Raw genomic sequence first — 16,766 nt, 5'->3', positions numbered from 1 at the left:
GGGGGGCGGGCGCCCCCGGGTTTTTTTTTTGTGGGGGGTTTGGGGCCCCACGCCGCGGGGGAGGGGGGGGGGGGGGGGCCCGGGCGGGGGGGGGGCGGGGGCGGGGGCGCCCCCCCCCCCCACCACAGCATCCGGACGAACTGCGCATGCACGACTGCATCGCGCTGCGCGAAAACGATGAGGACGTGACAATGTGGCGTTTCACGCCGAAACACCCGGGTGCGCCGGCGAGCGTCAGGATCGAGCCCGTGCTGACAAGCAACGACGGTGGCACCGTGCGCGATTGGGCGCTTGCCGGGCTCGGCATCATTGCGCGTTCCGAGTGGGACGTCGCCGAGCATCTGCACGCGGGTCGGCTTGTCGCGCTGCTCGACGCATGGGCGCAACCGGACGCGGATATCGTCGCATTGATCAGCTCGCGGCATGGACGCTCGCTGCGCGCGACGCGTTTTCTGGAGCTTCTCCAGGCGTCGACGCTGCAACAGCCGTGGCTGCCGCGCGTCGGCAACGAGCGGCCCCAGCATGATCGGCGCGTGCAGGACTTGTGGACCGATGAGTTGACGGATCGTACAACCGCCGCCTGAACGTTTGTGACCGCGCACGGCGACGCCGCGATGCGACCAGACGCCATGCCGCACGTCAATCCCGGTAGTCGGGTTCCAGCTGGTCCAGTCTGCGCTTGATGCTGTCGAGGTGCAGCCGACTGCCTTCGTCGGCGACAGACTCCATTTGTTCGAAGGTCAACCGCGCGATGTCCGGCTCGACTGGCTTGAGTGGCACGCCTGTCGAAAGCGCCATGCGTTCCACTTCGCACACGCGTTCGAGATAGTAAAGATCGTCCCATGCCTTCGCGATGCTTGGAGCCACGACCATGACGCCGTGGTTCTTCAGGAAGATCACGTCCGCGCTCCCGAGCGCGGCGGCGATCCGGTCGCCTTCGCCGCTGTCAAACGCGAGGCCGCCGTAGTGCTCATCCACTGCGAGCCGGCCATAAAACCTCAGCGAGGTCTGGCCGGCCCATCTCAACGGCGGCCCGTCGAGCATCGACAACGCGGTCGCGTTCGGCATGTGGGTATGAAAGCAGGCGGCCGCATGGGGATGACGCATATGCACCCGCGCATGGATATGAAAGGCCGTGCTTTCGGGCTTTCCTTCTCCCGCAAGAACGTCACCGTCGAAGTTGCAGACCAGCAGGCTGGACGCGGTGATTTCATCGAATGCGTAACCGAGCGGGTTGACCAGAAAGAGCGTCGGATAGCCCGGCACCAGCGCGGAGAAGTGATTGCAAATCCCCTCGTGAAGGCCGAGTCGCGAAGCCATGCGAAAGCACGCGGCAAGATCGGTGCGCGCCTGCCGTATGGCTGGGGCATTCAAATCGTCAGCCGTGAGGCGTGAGCTTGAACGCATTGGGGCGCGAGTGGAAGGGGCATCAGTCATGTTCTCTATCCGGACGTCTCCCGCCTGCGGGAACTGCGGTTGAGCGCAGGGGCAGCTCAACCACGTTGCGCAAGCTTTCGACCTACCGGTCCTTTGGAAACAGATTGCCTGGTAGGGTCCGGCCGTTCGTCCGGTCCTGCCCGCTAACTGCCTGAAGCGGGCAGGACCTGAGCTTCCGGCCGCCGAGCCGATGATACTACCAGGGCCACGCCAGCGAGGTCGCCCTACCTGTTTCGCAGGCGCGCTCATGAAGCAGACGCGCGACGGTCAGGTCCTGCAGGGCGATACCCGTCATGTCGAACACGGTGATGTCGTCCGGTTGCCGGTTTACCGGCAGCCGGCCCGTGATCAGATCGCCGATCTCGATACATGCCGTATCGGGCGCCCATTGTGTCTCGCCGATTTCGCGCGCCTGCGTCCGGTCGTCGACAAAGAGGCGGACGCGTTTCAGCAAACCGTCTGGAAGTTCGCGTTTGCCTTTGGTGTCGGCGCCGACGCAGTTGAGGTGCGTGCCGGGTCGTACCGCCTGTGCGTCGAAGAGCGGACCGGAGCCCGGCGTCGCCGTGATCACCACATCGCTTTCGGCGACGGCTGCGTTACGGTCGGTCGAATGCGAGACTTCGCAGCGTCCGTCGAAATGCGCTTCGAACGAAACGTCGCGCTGACCGTCGACGGTGACATAGCGGACGATGGAAAGCGGCTCCAGCACGCGCAATGCGAAGCTGACCTGCACGCGCGCCTGCACGCCAGTGCCAAACACGCACAGGCGAGTGCTGTCCGGACGTGCAAGGAGCGTCAAACCCAAGCCGCCTGCAGCGCCCGTGCACATCGTCGTGATCGCGTTACCGTCGATCACGCATACAGGCCGGCCGGTCTTCGGATCGATCAACATGATGGTGGCCTGATGCGGCTCGCCACCCAGTCCGCGATTTGCTGGCCAGAACCCTGCTGCCTTGAATCCGAGCAGGGCCTGCGACTGGACGTCACCGGACTTGATCCCGAATACGCCGCCCGTGACGAGCGGCTCCCTGACAACAGGAAAGACGCGACCTTCGCCCTGGCTGTGCAGAGCGAACGCGTCCCGTACTGCTTCGACTACGTGATCAGGCTTTAGCAACGCCTCGACCTGGTGTTTATCGATAAGGACCAGCTTTGCGTCATTGCGCATCGTCGTACACCCTGAGTTCGTGAAAAATCCCGATGCCGCGTGTCCGGCATCAAGAGGCGCTACGCGGGGTGCGCTCGCTCAGTGGCTGCAACGCCGCACGGCTTGTGCGCTCTACAAACAGCACCATCATCGCGGACACGCACATCATTCCCGCCACACCGAGCATCGGCACACGGTAGGAGCCGGTCATATCGTGCAGCCAGCCGGTAGCGTAAGGTCCGAGGAAGCCTGCCAGCGTGCCGATCGTGTTGATGAGCCCAATACCCGCCGCAGCCGCGGCATTGCTGAGATAGCGCGGAGGCAACTGCCAGAACGATGCATGCGGGGTGTAGACGCCGACTGCGCCGAGCGTAAACGCCGCCATCACCTCGTACGGCGATGACAAAAACAGCGCTGCGGCGAACGACAAGCCGCCCACCGCCGTCGGGATCGCAACGTGCCAGGCGCTGAGCGTGGTTCGTCGCGCATAGTGTCCCCACAACAGGATGGTCATGGCCGATACCGCAAACGGAACAGCGGTGATCAGTCCAACCTGGAACACCGAATACTTGACGGCGAACATGCGGGAGAACTCAGCGACGATCTGCGGCAAGAAGAACGACAGCGCAACGACGCCGATATTGATTCCGAAGTAGATCAGTCCGAAGGCGAGGACTCGCCGATCCAGCAACGCAAGCCACGCGTTTTTCGGCGACACCCGCTGCGCTTCCTGCCTCTCCACGGCGAGCGCCTGGCTTAGTTCGGCGCGCTCGTCGACATTCAACCAGCGGGCGTCGTCGGGGCGGTCTTTCATGACGATGAACGTGACGACGCCTAGTGCGATCGCCGGCAGTCCTTCGACGAAGAACATCGAGCGCCAGCCGGGCCAGCCAAAGAGATGCACATGCTCCATGACGAGCGTCGAAATCGGTGCGCCGAGCATGTTCGACAGCGGGATGGCGAGAAAGAGCAGTGACATCAGCCACACCCGTTCCTGCCGCGGCAGCCAGAACGTGACATACAGCACCATCCCCGGGAAAAATCCGGACTCTGCGATTCCGAGGAGAAAGCGCAGCGCATACAACATGTGGGCGCTGTTGACGAATGCCGTCAGCGAAGCGATCACCCCCCAGGTGACGAGAATACGCGTCATCCACAGCCGCGCGCCAAAGCGCGCCAGCATCAGGTTACTCGGCACGGCGACCAGAATGTACCCGGCGTAGAAGAGGCCGGCCGCCAGTCCGAACTGGGACACCGACATGCCGAGTTCACGATTCATCGTTAGCGCCGCATAGCCGACGTTCGCCCGGTCCATCTGGTTGACCATATAGAGCAGAATCAATAGCGGCGCGAGGCGCAGGATGACCTTCCGCGCAGTCTGTGGTCTGATTCGCGTTGCGTTCAATGTATCGTTCACCGGGAAAGTCCTCTCGTGTAACAGTACGTGCCAGGGGCGTGCCGTGCAGACGGGGCGACTTCGCTGGATGGTGCGTTCATCGCAGCTCACTCCTCGGCAGTACCGTACGAACCGTCGGACTCCACGTTGAAATGTCGTCTAGCGGAATGGCGGGGCGCGGCAGCTTCCTGAAATCGAATCTTGCGAGGATCGGCGAAGTCAGGCCCGGTGCATCGACGCTCACGATCTGTGCGTCGGAGAAGAATTCGTCGAATGCCGCCCTGAAATGTCCGCGCGACTTCAGGACGACGACGCGCGCACGCGCAATGTCAATACCGAACATTTCGAAGAACATCGGCTCGTGGCACTGATGCCGCTTGCTGATGACGATGACCGTCACGCCGTCGATCTGCAGCGCCGCGCACGGTCCAAGGTCGAAGCTGCAGCCCGCCAGTTGTCCGCGTCGGCCGACACCTTTGCCGTCGTGCAGTTTCAGCACGCGGGCCGGCGTATTGAACGGCTCCGAATGCACGGTGGTCTCGGTACGATTGAAACGCGCAACCAGCGTTTGCCCGGTGCCTGCCGCATACGCGTCCACCACGAGGTCTGGATCGGTGATGACACCGAGGATCGCGTCCCGCACCTCGTACTGGAGGAGCGCCTTGAGCACGAACGGCGTGTTGCCGCGCCCGCCGCCGCCCGGGTTGTCAGCCACGTCGGCCAGTAACAGGGGCGCCAGCGAAGGGTCGTCGCTCGTCGCTTTGGCGAGGCGGACCGCTTCGTCGACGGGCGTCAGAACCGGAGTGAATGCGGCACGCTCCCGCCATGCATACGACACAAGATCATTCGCCACCTGGTGCGCGAGCGGCGCGTCGCCGCGCGTCGTAACGAGTACCGTCAAGCCGTTCTTCGGCGTGTCCGCAAACGCAAAGCCGCCGACGATCGAGACGTTCACGATGCGCGGGTCGTCCAGCGCTTCCGCGCGCCGGATCATCTCGGCATACGGTCCGGTTCCTGGGGCGGTCAGCAACTGGGTCGGAGGCGCGCAGACGGGCATGCGTATGTGCGCGACAGTGGTGCGCATGCCGTTTGTCAATTCTGTGAGGATGCGGGCGGCCTCGGCGCCACGCTCGGCCATATCGGTGTGAGGATTGCGACGGTACGAGATCAGCGCGTCTACGGCGTCCACCATCCGGTCGGACACATTGGCGTGCAGGTCGACGGTGGCCACAATGGGGACGGTGGGTCCGACGATGCTGCGTACGAGCGTGAAGACCGCGCCGTCGGGATCGTCTTCTTCGGTGGTGATGGCGGCGCCATGCTCACAGATATAGACAGCGTCGAGCGGTAGTGCCGCACGCAACCTTTGCTCGAATTCGCGCAGCGTGTCGGCGAAGAATGCGTGTTCGACAGGGCCGCCCGACTCCGCGTTGGCAAAGAGGATCGGGACAGGTGTCCACGCAGAGGTCGCATCCATCGTTCGAACGAACGCGGGAATTTCCGGCGTCATCACCGGCGCTTCTTTGCGGGCGTCGTCCAGCAACAAGGCTGCTGGCAAGTACGCGCGCGATACGAAATCGGCACGCGTGGAGACCGGCGCAAACCGGTTCGACTCGATCGCGAAGCCAAGAATGGCAATACGCGGGCTTTTCATCAATCGCTCCTCATCACTGGCGCGACGCCTGGAATGGCATCGGACACTGGCGTTCCCGGTGGATCATCAACACATCATTGCGTTGCTTTCGACGACGCAATAGCACACCGCCGGCATGTCGGCGTCGGCGCGTGAATTCGCATGCTTGTGAAAAGTATTGGTTGCCAAAAAGCCAACGGGGTTAACGTCGACTGATTGCTCCGTTCACAATTGAGTTAACCGTCTCGCCTGTTCATGCAACGGGCAGAAACGGAAGCAGCGGAGATCAGGGAGGTGCGATGCAGGACGAGGATGGGCAATCCGATGACGACGGCCGCCAGGCAATGACGCAATTACCTGAGAAGACTTTCGCCAATTCCGGCGTGCCTCAGGACCAGGGCCGCGCGTTGTGAGCACAAGACGCAAGCCTGTGACAAATCGTCGATGGACCGTGTTTCCGGCTCGCACGAAAATCGACAGCTGCGAACTGCAGATTCCCAAAGAATCCGGAGTTTCACTAACGGTATTGGGTCAACCCGTATGCGCAGCACGTTTCGTCAATCCTTCCCGATGAGGTCGTTTGCATTGACGAGCACGCGAATGTCTATCGTGGGACCAGACCCGTCAACGCCGCTGCGGCGATTCACTGCGGCATCGTGGCGCGATAAGCTTTGGGCCCGCTATCGAGCCTCGGGAATAAAGCGGACGTCGGCGTGGTTTAGTTCAGTGTACGCAGCATGATCGACAGGTCGCAGCGCTTGGCCACCAACCGCCGATCGACGTGAGCTGCGGCAGAAATGGAAGGAGGCGAACATGAACATCGCCGAGAAGTCCCTGCGATTCCTGGTAGAGAAATGGCTTGCCCCCACTCCGACGACGCGGCTCCGCGTCATTCAATTCGGCCGCATCGGTTGCGAGAGGAGACGCTACGTGCGCGTCGAGGCCTTGGCCCCGAGCGGTTCGCACGCGATTTTCTTCTTTCGCCACGATGACGGCTGCTGGTGCGTCTTCCCGCCGGCGATAGCACGGCCGGCGTTGGCAGGTCATCGGCTTGCAGTGTAGGAGAGCGTCACACGGACTGAAGGTGCCTACCGGAGTTACGCTGGCGAGTGCCCCGCAGATAACTTGATTCGGCCTTGCGATTACGCGTGACAATCGAAAGGGTACCTGTTCGTTTTCTCGCAAACGTCGTCTCCGTGCCGTGCAGGTGAGGGCGGTGGGCAGTCGGTCGCCACAGCGGCGTTATTCAGATCCATTTTTTCAGTTCGAAGCGGGAATAACTTGCGAGCGAGTTCAGTTAAGGCCAAGAGAGCATGCCAGCGATCAAACAGGCGGTCCGCTTGTTCGATCGCGGTGTGTGAACGATTTGCGCCGTTCGGGCGCAAGCCTGAAGACTGGTGCGGTTCGCGATGATCGAGAGCGAGTCCATCGGCCAGGAGAAACCAGCAGCTCCGCCGTATCTCGCGGCAGCATCCGACTTCGCGCGTCGGCGCAGCCGGGGCGTCCTTCTACTACTCGATGCGCCCAGCCAGGTCGCGCCTGGTGCTCCAGATGCGATCGCTCTTCAGGAGACCCGTCTCGTCGAAATCGTATCTACGGCTTTTGACGATGACAGACTTCGGCTGACGCGCATTGACTCATCAGAATTGCAACTCGCGCTGACCTGTTGCCTCACGTAGTTTGCTGCCAGCCGGATCGTCCGGCAGGGGCGACACGAGGTGACGAGGCGAATCAGCATGACGACACGCAAGGAGTTGATCGCAGCATTGCAATTGAGGTATGGCAGCGCGACGTTCGGTGACCGGATCAGGATTCTCGACGAGTTCGTAGCGCTGACCGGGTATCACCGCAAGCACGCCATCCGCCTGTTACGGGAAGCGCCCGGCGCGGCAAAGCTGACGCGCGACCGCAACCGGCTGTATGACGAGGCGGTACGCCAGACGCTGACGGTGTTGTGGGAAGCGGCCGACCGGGTTTGCGGCAAGCGACTGAAGGCGTTGATCCCGAAGCTGGTTGATGCCATGGAACGGAACGGCCATCTCGACCTGGATCCGGTCATCAAGGTCAAGCTACTTGAGGTCAGCGCGGCGACCATCGACCGCATGCTGGCCAAGGCGCGTGCGCAGATCGACGGGCAGCGCAAACGCCGAAAGGGTGTGGGCTCAGCCATCCGGCGCAGCATCACGAACGGGACGCGGCGCAACCGCGAACTAGATTTGACATAATCCTAATTATCAACCACAAGGATGTTAGTCCAAAGTTCAGATGTCGCGTTTCCGCTAAATTGAAATGTCGTGTTTGCGGGTCCAGGCTGGCTGCCAGTATCCCTTCAGGAGCGCTGGCAATGAACGCATCTGGGACGATCACCATGTCGATGACTGAGCTGGACCGGCTGAAGGTTGTCCAGGCCGTATGTGAGCGGCGTCTGAAACCGGGACAGGCGGCAGAGCGACTGTCGTTCAGCGTGCGTCAGGTCGAACGCCTGGTGCAGCGCTACCAGGCTGCCGGCGTAGCCGGGCTGGTGTCAGGCAAGCGCGGCCGACCGGGCAATCATCAGTTGCCCGATGGCCTGGCGCGACGCGCGCTGGCTGTCATTCGCGAGCGCTATGCCGATTTCGGGCCGACGCTCGCGTGCGAGAAGCTGCGGGAATGTCATGGCATCGGTCTGTCGGTCGAAACGGTGCGCGCTGCTGGAGAAGGCACATCGCTCTGAGCGCGACAACTCTGTGCGATGGGCTCGCTACCGCGAAGGACGAGCTGGCCGCGTCGACGGCAAGATGTGCGGTGATCGATGCGCAACTGGCGGAGAAGGACGCGTCGCTCGCCGAGCGGCTTGCGTCCACCGAACTGCTTCGGCAGCGTCTCGAAAGCATGTCACGGCGACTGGAAACGGCGCGGGCTGAACCTGCATCCGTGCGCCCTGCTCGCCGTTCCCGTTCGAAAGCCGAGTCTCAAGGCCGCGCGTCGATCGATTTTGCAGGCGGCCCGTTCATCAAACGCCCGACAAATCGCAAGCGGTGAGATTCGCCGTTGCACGGGAATGATCAACACCAAGATCACCGCCGACAGCCAGAAAATCTCGTTCGGCCCGTGCCTCGCCGCCTGCGTGTTCAGCGAGCATTCGAAGAACGCCGGCGCCTGAGAAGGGCTACCGCTCAGCGAACCGTGCATCCCCGCCGGATACGTAGCGCGAGCGTATGAAAAGCACCGCCGCGAAACCGGCAAACGCCAGCGTCGCCAATACCCGCGCGCCCTATTCCGCAGCTCACCTCGGCGTCCCAAAGTGGTTACCTTGAATTAGCCAAAACCGGTCATTTGATAAAGCCAGTCGAGCCTTTAATCTGCTCTCAAGCCAAATCACTACCGGAAGGACGGAAATCATGAGGATCATGCACGTCGACGCCAGCGCCAAACGCGAGCGGTCCAATTCCCGCGCGTTGAGCCGCTATTTTCTGGAACGTCTGCGCACGGAGCGCGTGGATCTCGAAGTGGATTACCTGGACGTCACCGTCGATACCCCGCCGCAAGTCACCGAAGCCTTCGCGATTGCAACCTACACGCCCGCGCAGGAACGCACGGCGGCGATGAAGGCGACGCTGGCGTCGTCGGATGCGCTGTGCGAGCGCCTGCTCGCCGCCGACGCACTGGTGTTCGCGATGCCGATGTACAACTGGTCGATGCCTTCCGCGTTCAAGGCGTTCATCGACAGCGTCACGCGTACCGGCCTGACCTACGTGAATTCGGACGACGGCCGCGTCGTCGGGCAGCTCGTACGGCAGAAGGTGCTGTTCATCACGAGCCGCGGGGCGGACTTGCGCACGGGTTCGCCCTACGAGTCGATGGACGCGCTCACGCCGGCGTTAAAAGCGGCGTTCGGATTCCTCGGCGTCGCAGGGCCGACTTTCGTCGACGCGCAACCGCTGCAGTTTGCGAATCCCGAGGCGCGCGCCGAAGCGCTCGAACGGGCGCGCGCGGAACTGGCCGCGGTGGCGGCAAGTTGGGCGAGTGGCACGAAGCCGGTTACGGTTTCCGCTAACGCTTACGCCTTCGATACGAACGATGAAGCCATCACGCTTTGCCAGGAGTGACGAAATGAACATCCGCACCCTTATCGCCGCTGCAACGCTGGCCGGTTTGTCGATCATAGAAGCTTCGCAGTGCGCGTTCGCCGCCGATGCCACCGCTGCGCGCGAAACGATCACACCCGCTTTCGCGGAAGCGATCGCGAACGTGCCGGGCAAGACGATGACGGCGTTAGTGGTCGACTACGCGCCGGGCGGCAAGTCGCCGTCACATCGGCATGGACAGGCTTTCGTGGTCGGCTACGTGCTGTCGGGGGCGATTCGCAGCCGTGTCAACGATGGCGAGGAGCGCGTCTATCACGCGGGCGAATACTGGACCGAGAAGCCCGGCGTCCATCACACGGTCAGCGAAAACGCGAGCGCTGCCGAACCGGCGAAGCTGCTCGCCATCTTCGTGGCGGATACGAAAGACAGGAACCTCGTGACGTTCGACAAGAAGTGATTGCGGGTGGTGGCCGTCGATAGTGGCCACTCAGGCGGCTGGCGCGTCGAAGCTTCCCGCCGGCGTCGTTGCAAGCGGAGCGCGTCGGCTTGCTGCATACGCTGATGAGCAGCGACGCATTCCACGCCCCTGCCCGCTCCAAGCTAGAACTTCGGATGGCATTCGAAATTGACTGACGATGCATGCTCGGTCATCATCTGCACGCCGCTGACGGTTTCCGTTGTCACACTGCTTTGCATGCCGCGACGCTCGCAGTAGTCGCGCGCCTCGTTCACCGCGTGCTCATGCGCACGCGCCCACGCCATGCGCCCGCCTGTCGCACTTGCCGCGACCGTATAGGTACCGGGCTTGTCGGTGGCGACGACGTCGGTCGTCGATGCGCATCCCGCGATGCTCGCGCATGCGGCGACGACTGCAATGACGCCGTGCATGCGCCTCGATAGCGCCCGTCGACTGACGCGCCTGACGGACGCATCGTCCTGTTCGAGCGTCCGTTCCGAATGATGAATGACCATGTTATTACCTGCACTCTTTTGCCCGATTACCAAGCTGTAATTATCCGCAATCGAGTGCAGGAGATCAGTCTCGCCACTCGAAAACACTGTTGCGCGCGTTTGAACAATGGTTCGAGCGCGGCTGTGCGCGGCGGTTCAGATTTTGATCGGATCGATCTTGCGAGGCGCGGCGCGAGGTGGCGCGTCATTGGTTTCGGCTGCGGGTTGCGTTGAGTGGCAGGCTGCACGATCTGCTCCGTGCCGCGGCACAGTCATTGCTGTGTCGAATCGATTCTTCTGACTGCCGGCACCAACGCATCCAGCATCGATCACGCTTTCCCCGCAGCCTGTCGCAAACGCCTTTCGAAATCGCGCTCCAGGGTCTAGCCTGTAACGACATCGTTCAAATGAACCGGAGGAGACATAGATGGAACTCGAAGCACGCACCATAAAAAATGTGACGGTCCGGCTTGTGCCGTTCCTGATCCTCTGCTACTTCATCGCCTATCTGGATCGCGTCAACGTCGGCTTTGCCGCGCTGCAGATGAACAAGGCGCTCGACCTGTCGGCCAGCGCGTTCGGTTTCGGCGCGGGCATCTTCTTCATCGCGTACTTCTTTTTCGAAGTGCCGTCCAATCTGCTGCTGGAACGCTTCGGCGCGCGTCGCTGGATTGCGCGGATCATGTTCACGTGGGGCATTCTGGCCGGCGCGATGGCGTTCATCCCCGACATCTCGCGCTTCACCGGACTCTCCGCGGCGCACGTCTTTTACGGGCTGCGCATCCTGCTCGGCGTGGCGGAGGCCGGGTTCTTTCCCGGCATCATCTTCCTGCTCACACTGTGGTTCCCCGCCGCGTATCGCGGCCGCGTGGTCGGCTATTTCATGGCGGCGATTCCGCTGTCGACGGTGATCGGCGGCCCGATTTCCGGCGCGCTGCTGTCGCTGGACGGCCACGGCGGACTGGCCGGCTGGCAATGGGTGTATCTGATCGAGGCGCTGCCCGCCGTGCTGCTGTCGTTCGTCGTGCTGTTCTATCTGACCGACAAGCCCGCCGACGCCAGCTGGCTCGCCACTGAAGAGCGCGACTGGCTGGTCGCGCGCCAGAAGCAGGAGCGCGAGCATCGCGAGTCGGTGCGCGCGTTCAGCGTGAAGGAGGCGCTGATCAACCCGCGCGTGCTCGCGATCGCGCTGATCTACTTCGGCGCGAACGCCACCAACTACGGGCTGAGCTTCTTCCTGCCGCAGATCGTCAAGTCGTTCGGGCTCACCAATCTGCAGACGGGCTTTGTGACGTCATTGCCGTATATCGTCGGCGTGATCAGCATGGTGCTGTGGGGGCGGCGTTCCGACCGCAAGCTCGAACGCCGGTGGCACGTGGCGATCGCCCTGCTGGTCGCGGCCGGCGGCATCGCGGCGGCGGCCGGTCTCGACAATCCGGTGCAGAAGATGATCGCGCTGTCGATCGCCGGCTTCGGCATTTTCGGCTGCCTGCCGGTGATCTGGACCTTGCCGGCTTCTTTCCTGTCGGGTGCGGCGGCTGCGGGTGGCATCGCGGCGATCAACTCGCTCGGCAATCTGGCGGGATTCTTCGGGCCGTTCGCGATGGGGTGGATCAAGGACAGCACGGGCGGTTTCGGCGCCGGGTTGCTGTGTCTGTCGGGCGCGGGGCTGGTTGGGGTGGCGGCCGTGCTGCTGCTGCATCACGATGCGTCGCTTGAAGCGGCGTCGTCGGGGGTGCCCCATCCGCGCGCGGCGGGAGCCAAGGTGGCGCGGTCCTAGCGATCTTAGCGGCGGGTGAAGTGAGGGGCTACGGTGTGAGGATCGAATCAGACGGAGTGTGAGCCCGCGCGGTCACGGCGCGGGTTTAACGGCGCCGTGTGCGTGCGGCGTGAGTCACGCCACGAGAACGCAATTACGCGGAGCGAGCCAGAACAGCCATGCGAAGACGTAACCGCCCAGAGCGCGAGCCGCCGGAGCCAGGCCGCGAGGACGGAATTGCGGAGCGCGAGCCAGAGCGGCCATGGCGAATACTTAACCGCGCAAATCGCGAGCAGCGGCGATCCACGCCGCGAAGACGACGCGGCGCGTGAGCTGGAGCAGCTACACCGTAAGAACTTAACCGCGCGCCGAGACAGCCGTGGCACCCACACCGCGCAGACGCAATCGCGCGTTGTGCGAACTCAAGCCGCTACGCCGCACGGCCTCAACCGTGCGGCCTCCCCGCGATCTCACCGCGTCCCACCGCCATTCGCGGACCCACCCGCGTCCGCAGCACTACCGACATCAGGCGGCACGACATCATCCGGCGTGGGTGTCGGCGCGATGGCCGGTTCTCCGCCGCCATGCGCTTGCCCATCGACCGCCCCGCCCGCTGCCGTTGCAGCCGAGCCAGGCGCTTGCAGCAAAGGCGGCAGCGCGCGCGGCTCGACCACCGTCGTTTCAGACGCGGCAGCCGACGCAGCGGCCGCAGCGGCCCCCGCCGACACCCCGCCCTCGACCGGCGCGACCGGCGCGACCGGCGCGACCGGCGCGACCGGCGCGACCGGTGCCCGACGCGCCGGACCGCGCGCCACCACCGGCTTCTCCGGCTTGGCCGGCGCCGCCGCGAACAGATGCTGGAACCACTCGCGCAAGCGGGCCGAGCGGTCGGCGAACCAGCCGGGCTCCTGCGTCGTATCGAACCTGACATGGCTGTCGACCAGCCTTGAACGCTGCGCGCGCTGGAAGAAATCGCCGACGATCGGCAGCGCGCTATGCGCCCCCTGCCCCCAGTAGTCGCTGCGCAGCGTCACGCGGCTGTCGTTGAAGCCCACCCACGCGCCCGCCACCAGTTGCGGATGAATCAGGATGAACCACCCGTCCGCGTTGCCCTGGGTGGTGCCCGTCTTGCCGGCGACATCGCCGCGCACGCCGAAGCGGCTGCGGATGCTCGACCCCGTGCCCCGGCTCACGACATCGCGCATCACGTCGATCAGCGTACGGGCGGTGTCGGCGGGCAGTTCCTGCTGCGCCGGCGGCGGCGCGAACTCGGCCAGCACCTCGCCGTTGCGGTCCTCGATCCGCGTGACCATCACCGGCTCCACGTAGCCGCCGAGATTGGCGATCGTGCCGTATGCCGAGACCATCTCCTTCAGCGTGACCGGGCTCGTGCCGAGCGCGAGCGACGGCACCGGGTCCAGTTCGCTGTCGCGCACGCCCATCGCGCGCGCCAGGCGCGCGACCTTGTTCGGGCCGACCGTCTCCATCACCTGCGCGGTGATGCGATTGCGCGAATACGCGAGCGCGTCTCGCAGGCTGATCGCGCGCTCGCTCGGCTCGTCCTCGTCGCTCGGACGCCAGACTTCGCCGCCCGCCAGCGGGATTTCGACGGGTTTATCGACGAAAGTGTCGGACGGTTTGGCGCCGGCCTCGAACGCCGCCGCGTAGACGAACGGCTTGAAGGTCGAGCCCGGCTGACGGCGCGCCTGCTGCACGTGGTCGAACGGGTCCTGGCTGAAGTCGCGGCTGCCGACCCACGCCCTGATCTGGCCATTGCGCGGGTCCATCGCGAGAAAGTCCGCCTGCACGCGCGTTTTCGACTCGCAGACCGAACGCACCAGATCGCGGTTGGACGCGACTTGCTTGAGCGCATCGTCATCGGTGAGGCCCGTCTGTTTCGCGGCGCGATAGTCCGGCGTCTCGCGCAGGAAGGTCTGCAGCAGATCCTTGTCGCCCGCGCAGCCCGCGCGCGTGCCCCACGCCGAGTTCGCGATGCCCTGCAACTGATTGCCCTGCAGCGTGACCGCCTGGGTCGCCATGGTCTGCAGACGCGAATCGATGGTGGTGCGCACCACCAGGCCGTCGGAGTAGATGTTGTAGTCGTTGCGATCGGCCCACGCCGCGAGCCACTTGCGAAGTTGCTGCGCGAAATGTGGCGCGGGTCCGGCCGGCTCGGTCTGACGCTCGAAGTCGATGCGCAGCGCGCGGACCTTCAACGTGTCGTAAGCGGCGGGCGTCAGCTTGCCGTACTTGACCATCTGCTGGAGCACCGTATTGCGGCGCTGCAACGCGCGCTCCGGGTTGAGCACCGGGTTGTAGTAGCTGTTGCCCTTGAGCATGCCGGCGAGCGTCGCGGCTTCCAGCACGTTCAGGTCCGACGCCGATTTGTCGAAATAGGTGCGCGCGGCCATCTCGATGCCGTACGCGTTATAGAGAAACGGCACCGTGTTCAGGTAGGTCTCGAGAATCTCGTCCTTGGTATAGAGCGCCTCGATCTTGAACGCCGTGATCGCCTCCTTGAGCTTGCGCGTCAACGTCGGCGCACGGCCTATCTCGTCAGGATAGAGATTGCGCGCGAGCTGCTGGGTGATGGTCGAACCACCCTGCCGGTCGCCGGAAAAAGTGTGCAGCGCGGCCGATGCCGTGCGCCGCCAGTCGAGCCCGAAATGCTGGTAGAAGCGGTGATCCTCGGTGGCGATCAGCGCGTTCACCACGTTCGGCGAGATGTCCTTGAGCTTGACCCACTCGCGGTTGGACGGCTTGAATTCGGCGAGCAGCTTGCCGTCCGCCGACAGAATCCGCGCGGGCTGTTCGATCTTCGCCTTGCGGATATCGCCGATGCCAGGCGTGAACGGAATCAGCACGATCACATACAGGACCAGCAGCGCCGGCAGCGCGGCGCACGCCCACGCCACGCCGCGCCGGGTGGGATGGCGCAGATGCCACACGGCCTGCGCAACCAGCGGATTCACGAAGGTCAGCCCTGTGTCGAGGGCCGCCAGAAACGAGGGGATAAGGCGCTTCACGCTTGCTACCGTCTGCCGGGAAAGGCGCAATCCTACCAAGATGCGCAGCGGCAACCGAATTTTGCGGCGCGCGGCCAAACCGGCGCGGCGCGCCCGCGGCAATCGCGGGCCACTATAATGTCGCCAAATTCCGACAAGAGGTGCTTCATGATCATCAAACCGCGCGTGCGTGGCTTTATCTGCGTTTCAACCCATCCGACCGGCTGCGAAGCCAACGTCAAGGAACAGATCGCGTACGTCAACGCACGCGGCCCCATCGCCAATGGCCCGAAGAAAGTGCTCGTGATCGGCGCATCCACCGGCTACGGCCTCGCCGCGCGCATCAGCGCCGCGTTCGGCTGCGGCGCGGACACGCTCGGCGTGTTCTTCGAGCGGGCCGGCAGCGAAACCAAAGCGGGCACCGCCGGCTGGTACAACAGCGCCGCGTTCGAGAAATTCGCCACGGAAAAGGGTCTGTACGCGACCAGCATCAACGGCGACGCGTTCTCCGATGAAGTCAAGCAGCGCACCATCGAGGTCATCAAGCGCGATCTCGGCCAGGTCGACCTGGTGGTCTACAGCCTCGCCGCGCCCAAGCGCACGCATCCGAAGAGCGGCGAAGTGTTCAGCTCGACGCTAAAGCCGGTCGGCCGTGCCGTGAATCTGCGCGGCATCGACACGGACAAGGAAGTCATCAAGGAAACGGTCCTCGAACCGGCGACGCAGACCGAGATCGACCACACGGTCGCGGTGATGGGCGGTGAAGACTGGCAGATGTGGATCGACGCGCTGCTCGAAGCCGGCGTGCTCGCGGACGGCGCGAAGACCACCGCGTTCACCTACCTCGGCGAAAAGATCACGCACGACATCTACTGGAACGGCTCGATCGGCGCGGCCAAGAAAGACCTCGACCACAAAGTGCTGGGCATCCGCGCGAAGCTCGCGGCCAAGGGCGGTGACGCGCGCGTGTCGGTGTTGAAGGCGGTCGTCACGCAGGCCAGCTCCGCGATTCCGATGATGCCGCTGTATCTGTCGCTGCTCTTCAAGGTCATGAAGGAGAAAGGCACGCACGAAGGCTGCATCGAGCAGGTCTATGGTCTGTACAAGGAGAGCCTGTACGGCGCCGCGCCGCATCTCGACGACGAAGGCCGGCTGCGCGCGGACTACAAGGAACTCGACCCCGAAGTGCAGGAGCGCGTGCAGGCGCTGTGGAATCAGGTGACCAACGAGAATATCTACGAACTCACCGACTTCAGCGGCTACAAGACCGACTTTCTGCGGCTGTTCGGCTTCGAGATCGCGGGCGTGGACTATGACGCGGACGTCAATCCCGACGTGCAGATTCCGAAGCTCGTGCAGGTTTGATGGAGT

At 63.8% G+C, this 16,766-nt stretch carries 13 protein-coding genes and 1 pseudogene; 8 read left to right on the top strand and 6 right to left on the bottom strand.

Annotated features, from left to right (window positions below):
- Positions 1-584 (top strand): LysR substrate-binding domain-containing protein (locus P0D89_RS39265; RefSeq protein ID WP_408378224.1); only part of this gene is annotated, 584 nt, incomplete at its 5' end.
- A gap of 55 nt (positions 585-639) precedes the next feature.
- Here the strand turns inward: P0D89_RS39265 and P0D89_RS39260 are convergent.
- The 4 genes from P0D89_RS39260 to P0D89_RS39245 all read right to left on the bottom strand — a co-directional run bounded on the left by P0D89_RS39260 (position 640) and on the right by P0D89_RS39245 (position 5,634).
- Entirely contained in the window at positions 640-1,407 is a 768-nt protein-coding gene (locus P0D89_RS39260) for an aldolase (RefSeq protein ID WP_408367386.1), read from the bottom strand.
- A gap of 226 nt (positions 1,408-1,633) precedes the next feature.
- Entirely contained in the window at positions 1,634-2,605 is a 972-nt protein-coding gene (locus P0D89_RS39255; RefSeq protein WP_408378221.1) for an ornithine cyclodeaminase family protein, read from the bottom strand.
- 49 nt (positions 2,606-2,654) lie between these two features.
- Entirely contained in the window at positions 2,655-4,001 is a 1,347-nt protein-coding gene (locus P0D89_RS39250) for an MFS transporter (RefSeq protein ID WP_408367376.1), read from the bottom strand.
- A 76-nt stretch (positions 4,002-4,077) separates the two neighbouring features.
- Complete coding sequence (locus tag P0D89_RS39245; protein WP_408367378.1) at positions 4,078-5,634, bottom strand: M81 family metallopeptidase; 1,557 nt, start codon at positions 5,632-5,634, stop codon at positions 4,078-4,080.
- 792 nt (positions 5,635-6,426) lie between these two features.
- Here P0D89_RS39245 and P0D89_RS39240 point away from each other — a divergent pair.
- The 5 genes and pseudogenes from P0D89_RS39240 (at position 6,427) to P0D89_RS39220 (ending at position 10,137) form a co-directional block, all read left to right on the top strand.
- Positions 6,427-6,675, top strand: coding sequence for a hypothetical protein (locus P0D89_RS39240; RefSeq protein WP_408367380.1), 249 nt, complete (start codon positions 6,427-6,429; stop codon positions 6,673-6,675).
- Positions 6,676-7,367: 692 nt separating this feature from the next.
- Complete coding sequence (locus tag P0D89_RS39235) at positions 7,368-7,838, top strand: hypothetical protein (RefSeq protein ID WP_408367382.1); 471 nt, start codon at positions 7,368-7,370, stop codon at positions 7,836-7,838.
- A gap of 119 nt (positions 7,839-7,957) precedes the next feature.
- Positions 7,958-8,299, top strand: a pseudogene (locus P0D89_RS39230) (helix-turn-helix domain-containing protein); the annotation flags it as partial.
- Between the two features lie 694 nt (positions 8,300-8,993).
- A complete protein-coding gene (locus P0D89_RS39225) occupies positions 8,994-9,701 on the top strand; it encodes an FMN-dependent NADH-azoreductase (protein WP_408358088.1) in 708 nt (235 codons plus the stop codon).
- Positions 9,702-9,705: 4 nt separating this feature from the next.
- On the top strand, positions 9,706-10,137 hold the full coding sequence (locus P0D89_RS39220; protein ID WP_408358089.1) for a cupin domain-containing protein: 432 nt from the start codon (positions 9,706-9,708) through the stop codon (positions 10,135-10,137).
- A gap of 143 nt (positions 10,138-10,280) precedes the next feature.
- Here P0D89_RS39220 and P0D89_RS39215 read toward each other — a convergent pair whose 3' ends face one another.
- Positions 10,281-10,568 (bottom strand): hypothetical protein, encoded by a 288-nt coding sequence (locus P0D89_RS39215; protein WP_408358197.1) that lies wholly within the window; start codon positions 10,566-10,568, stop codon positions 10,281-10,283.
- Positions 10,569-11,058: 490 nt separating this feature from the next.
- On the opposite strand from P0D89_RS39215, the gene P0D89_RS39210 reads away from it, so the two are divergent.
- Positions 11,059-12,411 carry an MFS transporter gene (locus P0D89_RS39210; protein ID WP_408358090.1) on the top strand — a complete coding sequence of 451 codons (1,353 nt, stop codon included), beginning with the start codon at positions 11,059-11,061 and terminating at the stop codon, positions 12,409-12,411.
- A gap of 449 nt (positions 12,412-12,860) precedes the next feature.
- On the opposite strand, the gene P0D89_RS39205 is transcribed toward P0D89_RS39210, so the two are convergent.
- A complete protein-coding gene (locus tag P0D89_RS39205; RefSeq protein WP_408378218.1) occupies positions 12,861-15,416 on the bottom strand; it encodes a penicillin-binding protein 1A in 2,556 nt (851 codons plus the stop codon).
- Between the two features lie 147 nt (positions 15,417-15,563).
- On the opposite strand from P0D89_RS39205, the gene fabV reads away from it, so the two are divergent.
- Positions 15,564-16,760 carry an enoyl-ACP reductase FabV gene (fabV, locus tag P0D89_RS39200; protein WP_408358092.1) on the top strand — a complete coding sequence of 399 codons (1,197 nt, stop codon included), beginning with the start codon at positions 15,564-15,566 and terminating at the stop codon, positions 16,758-16,760.
- Positions 16,761-16,766: the final 6 nt, after the last annotated feature.

Source organism: Paraburkholderia sp. RL18-085-BIA-A (assembly GCF_046027075.1).
GTDB lineage: Bacteria > Pseudomonadota > Gammaproteobacteria > Burkholderiales > Burkholderiaceae > Paraburkholderia.
The sequence above is the reverse complement of the archived record's forward strand: the minus strand, read 5'-3'. Positions and strand labels throughout refer to the sequence as shown.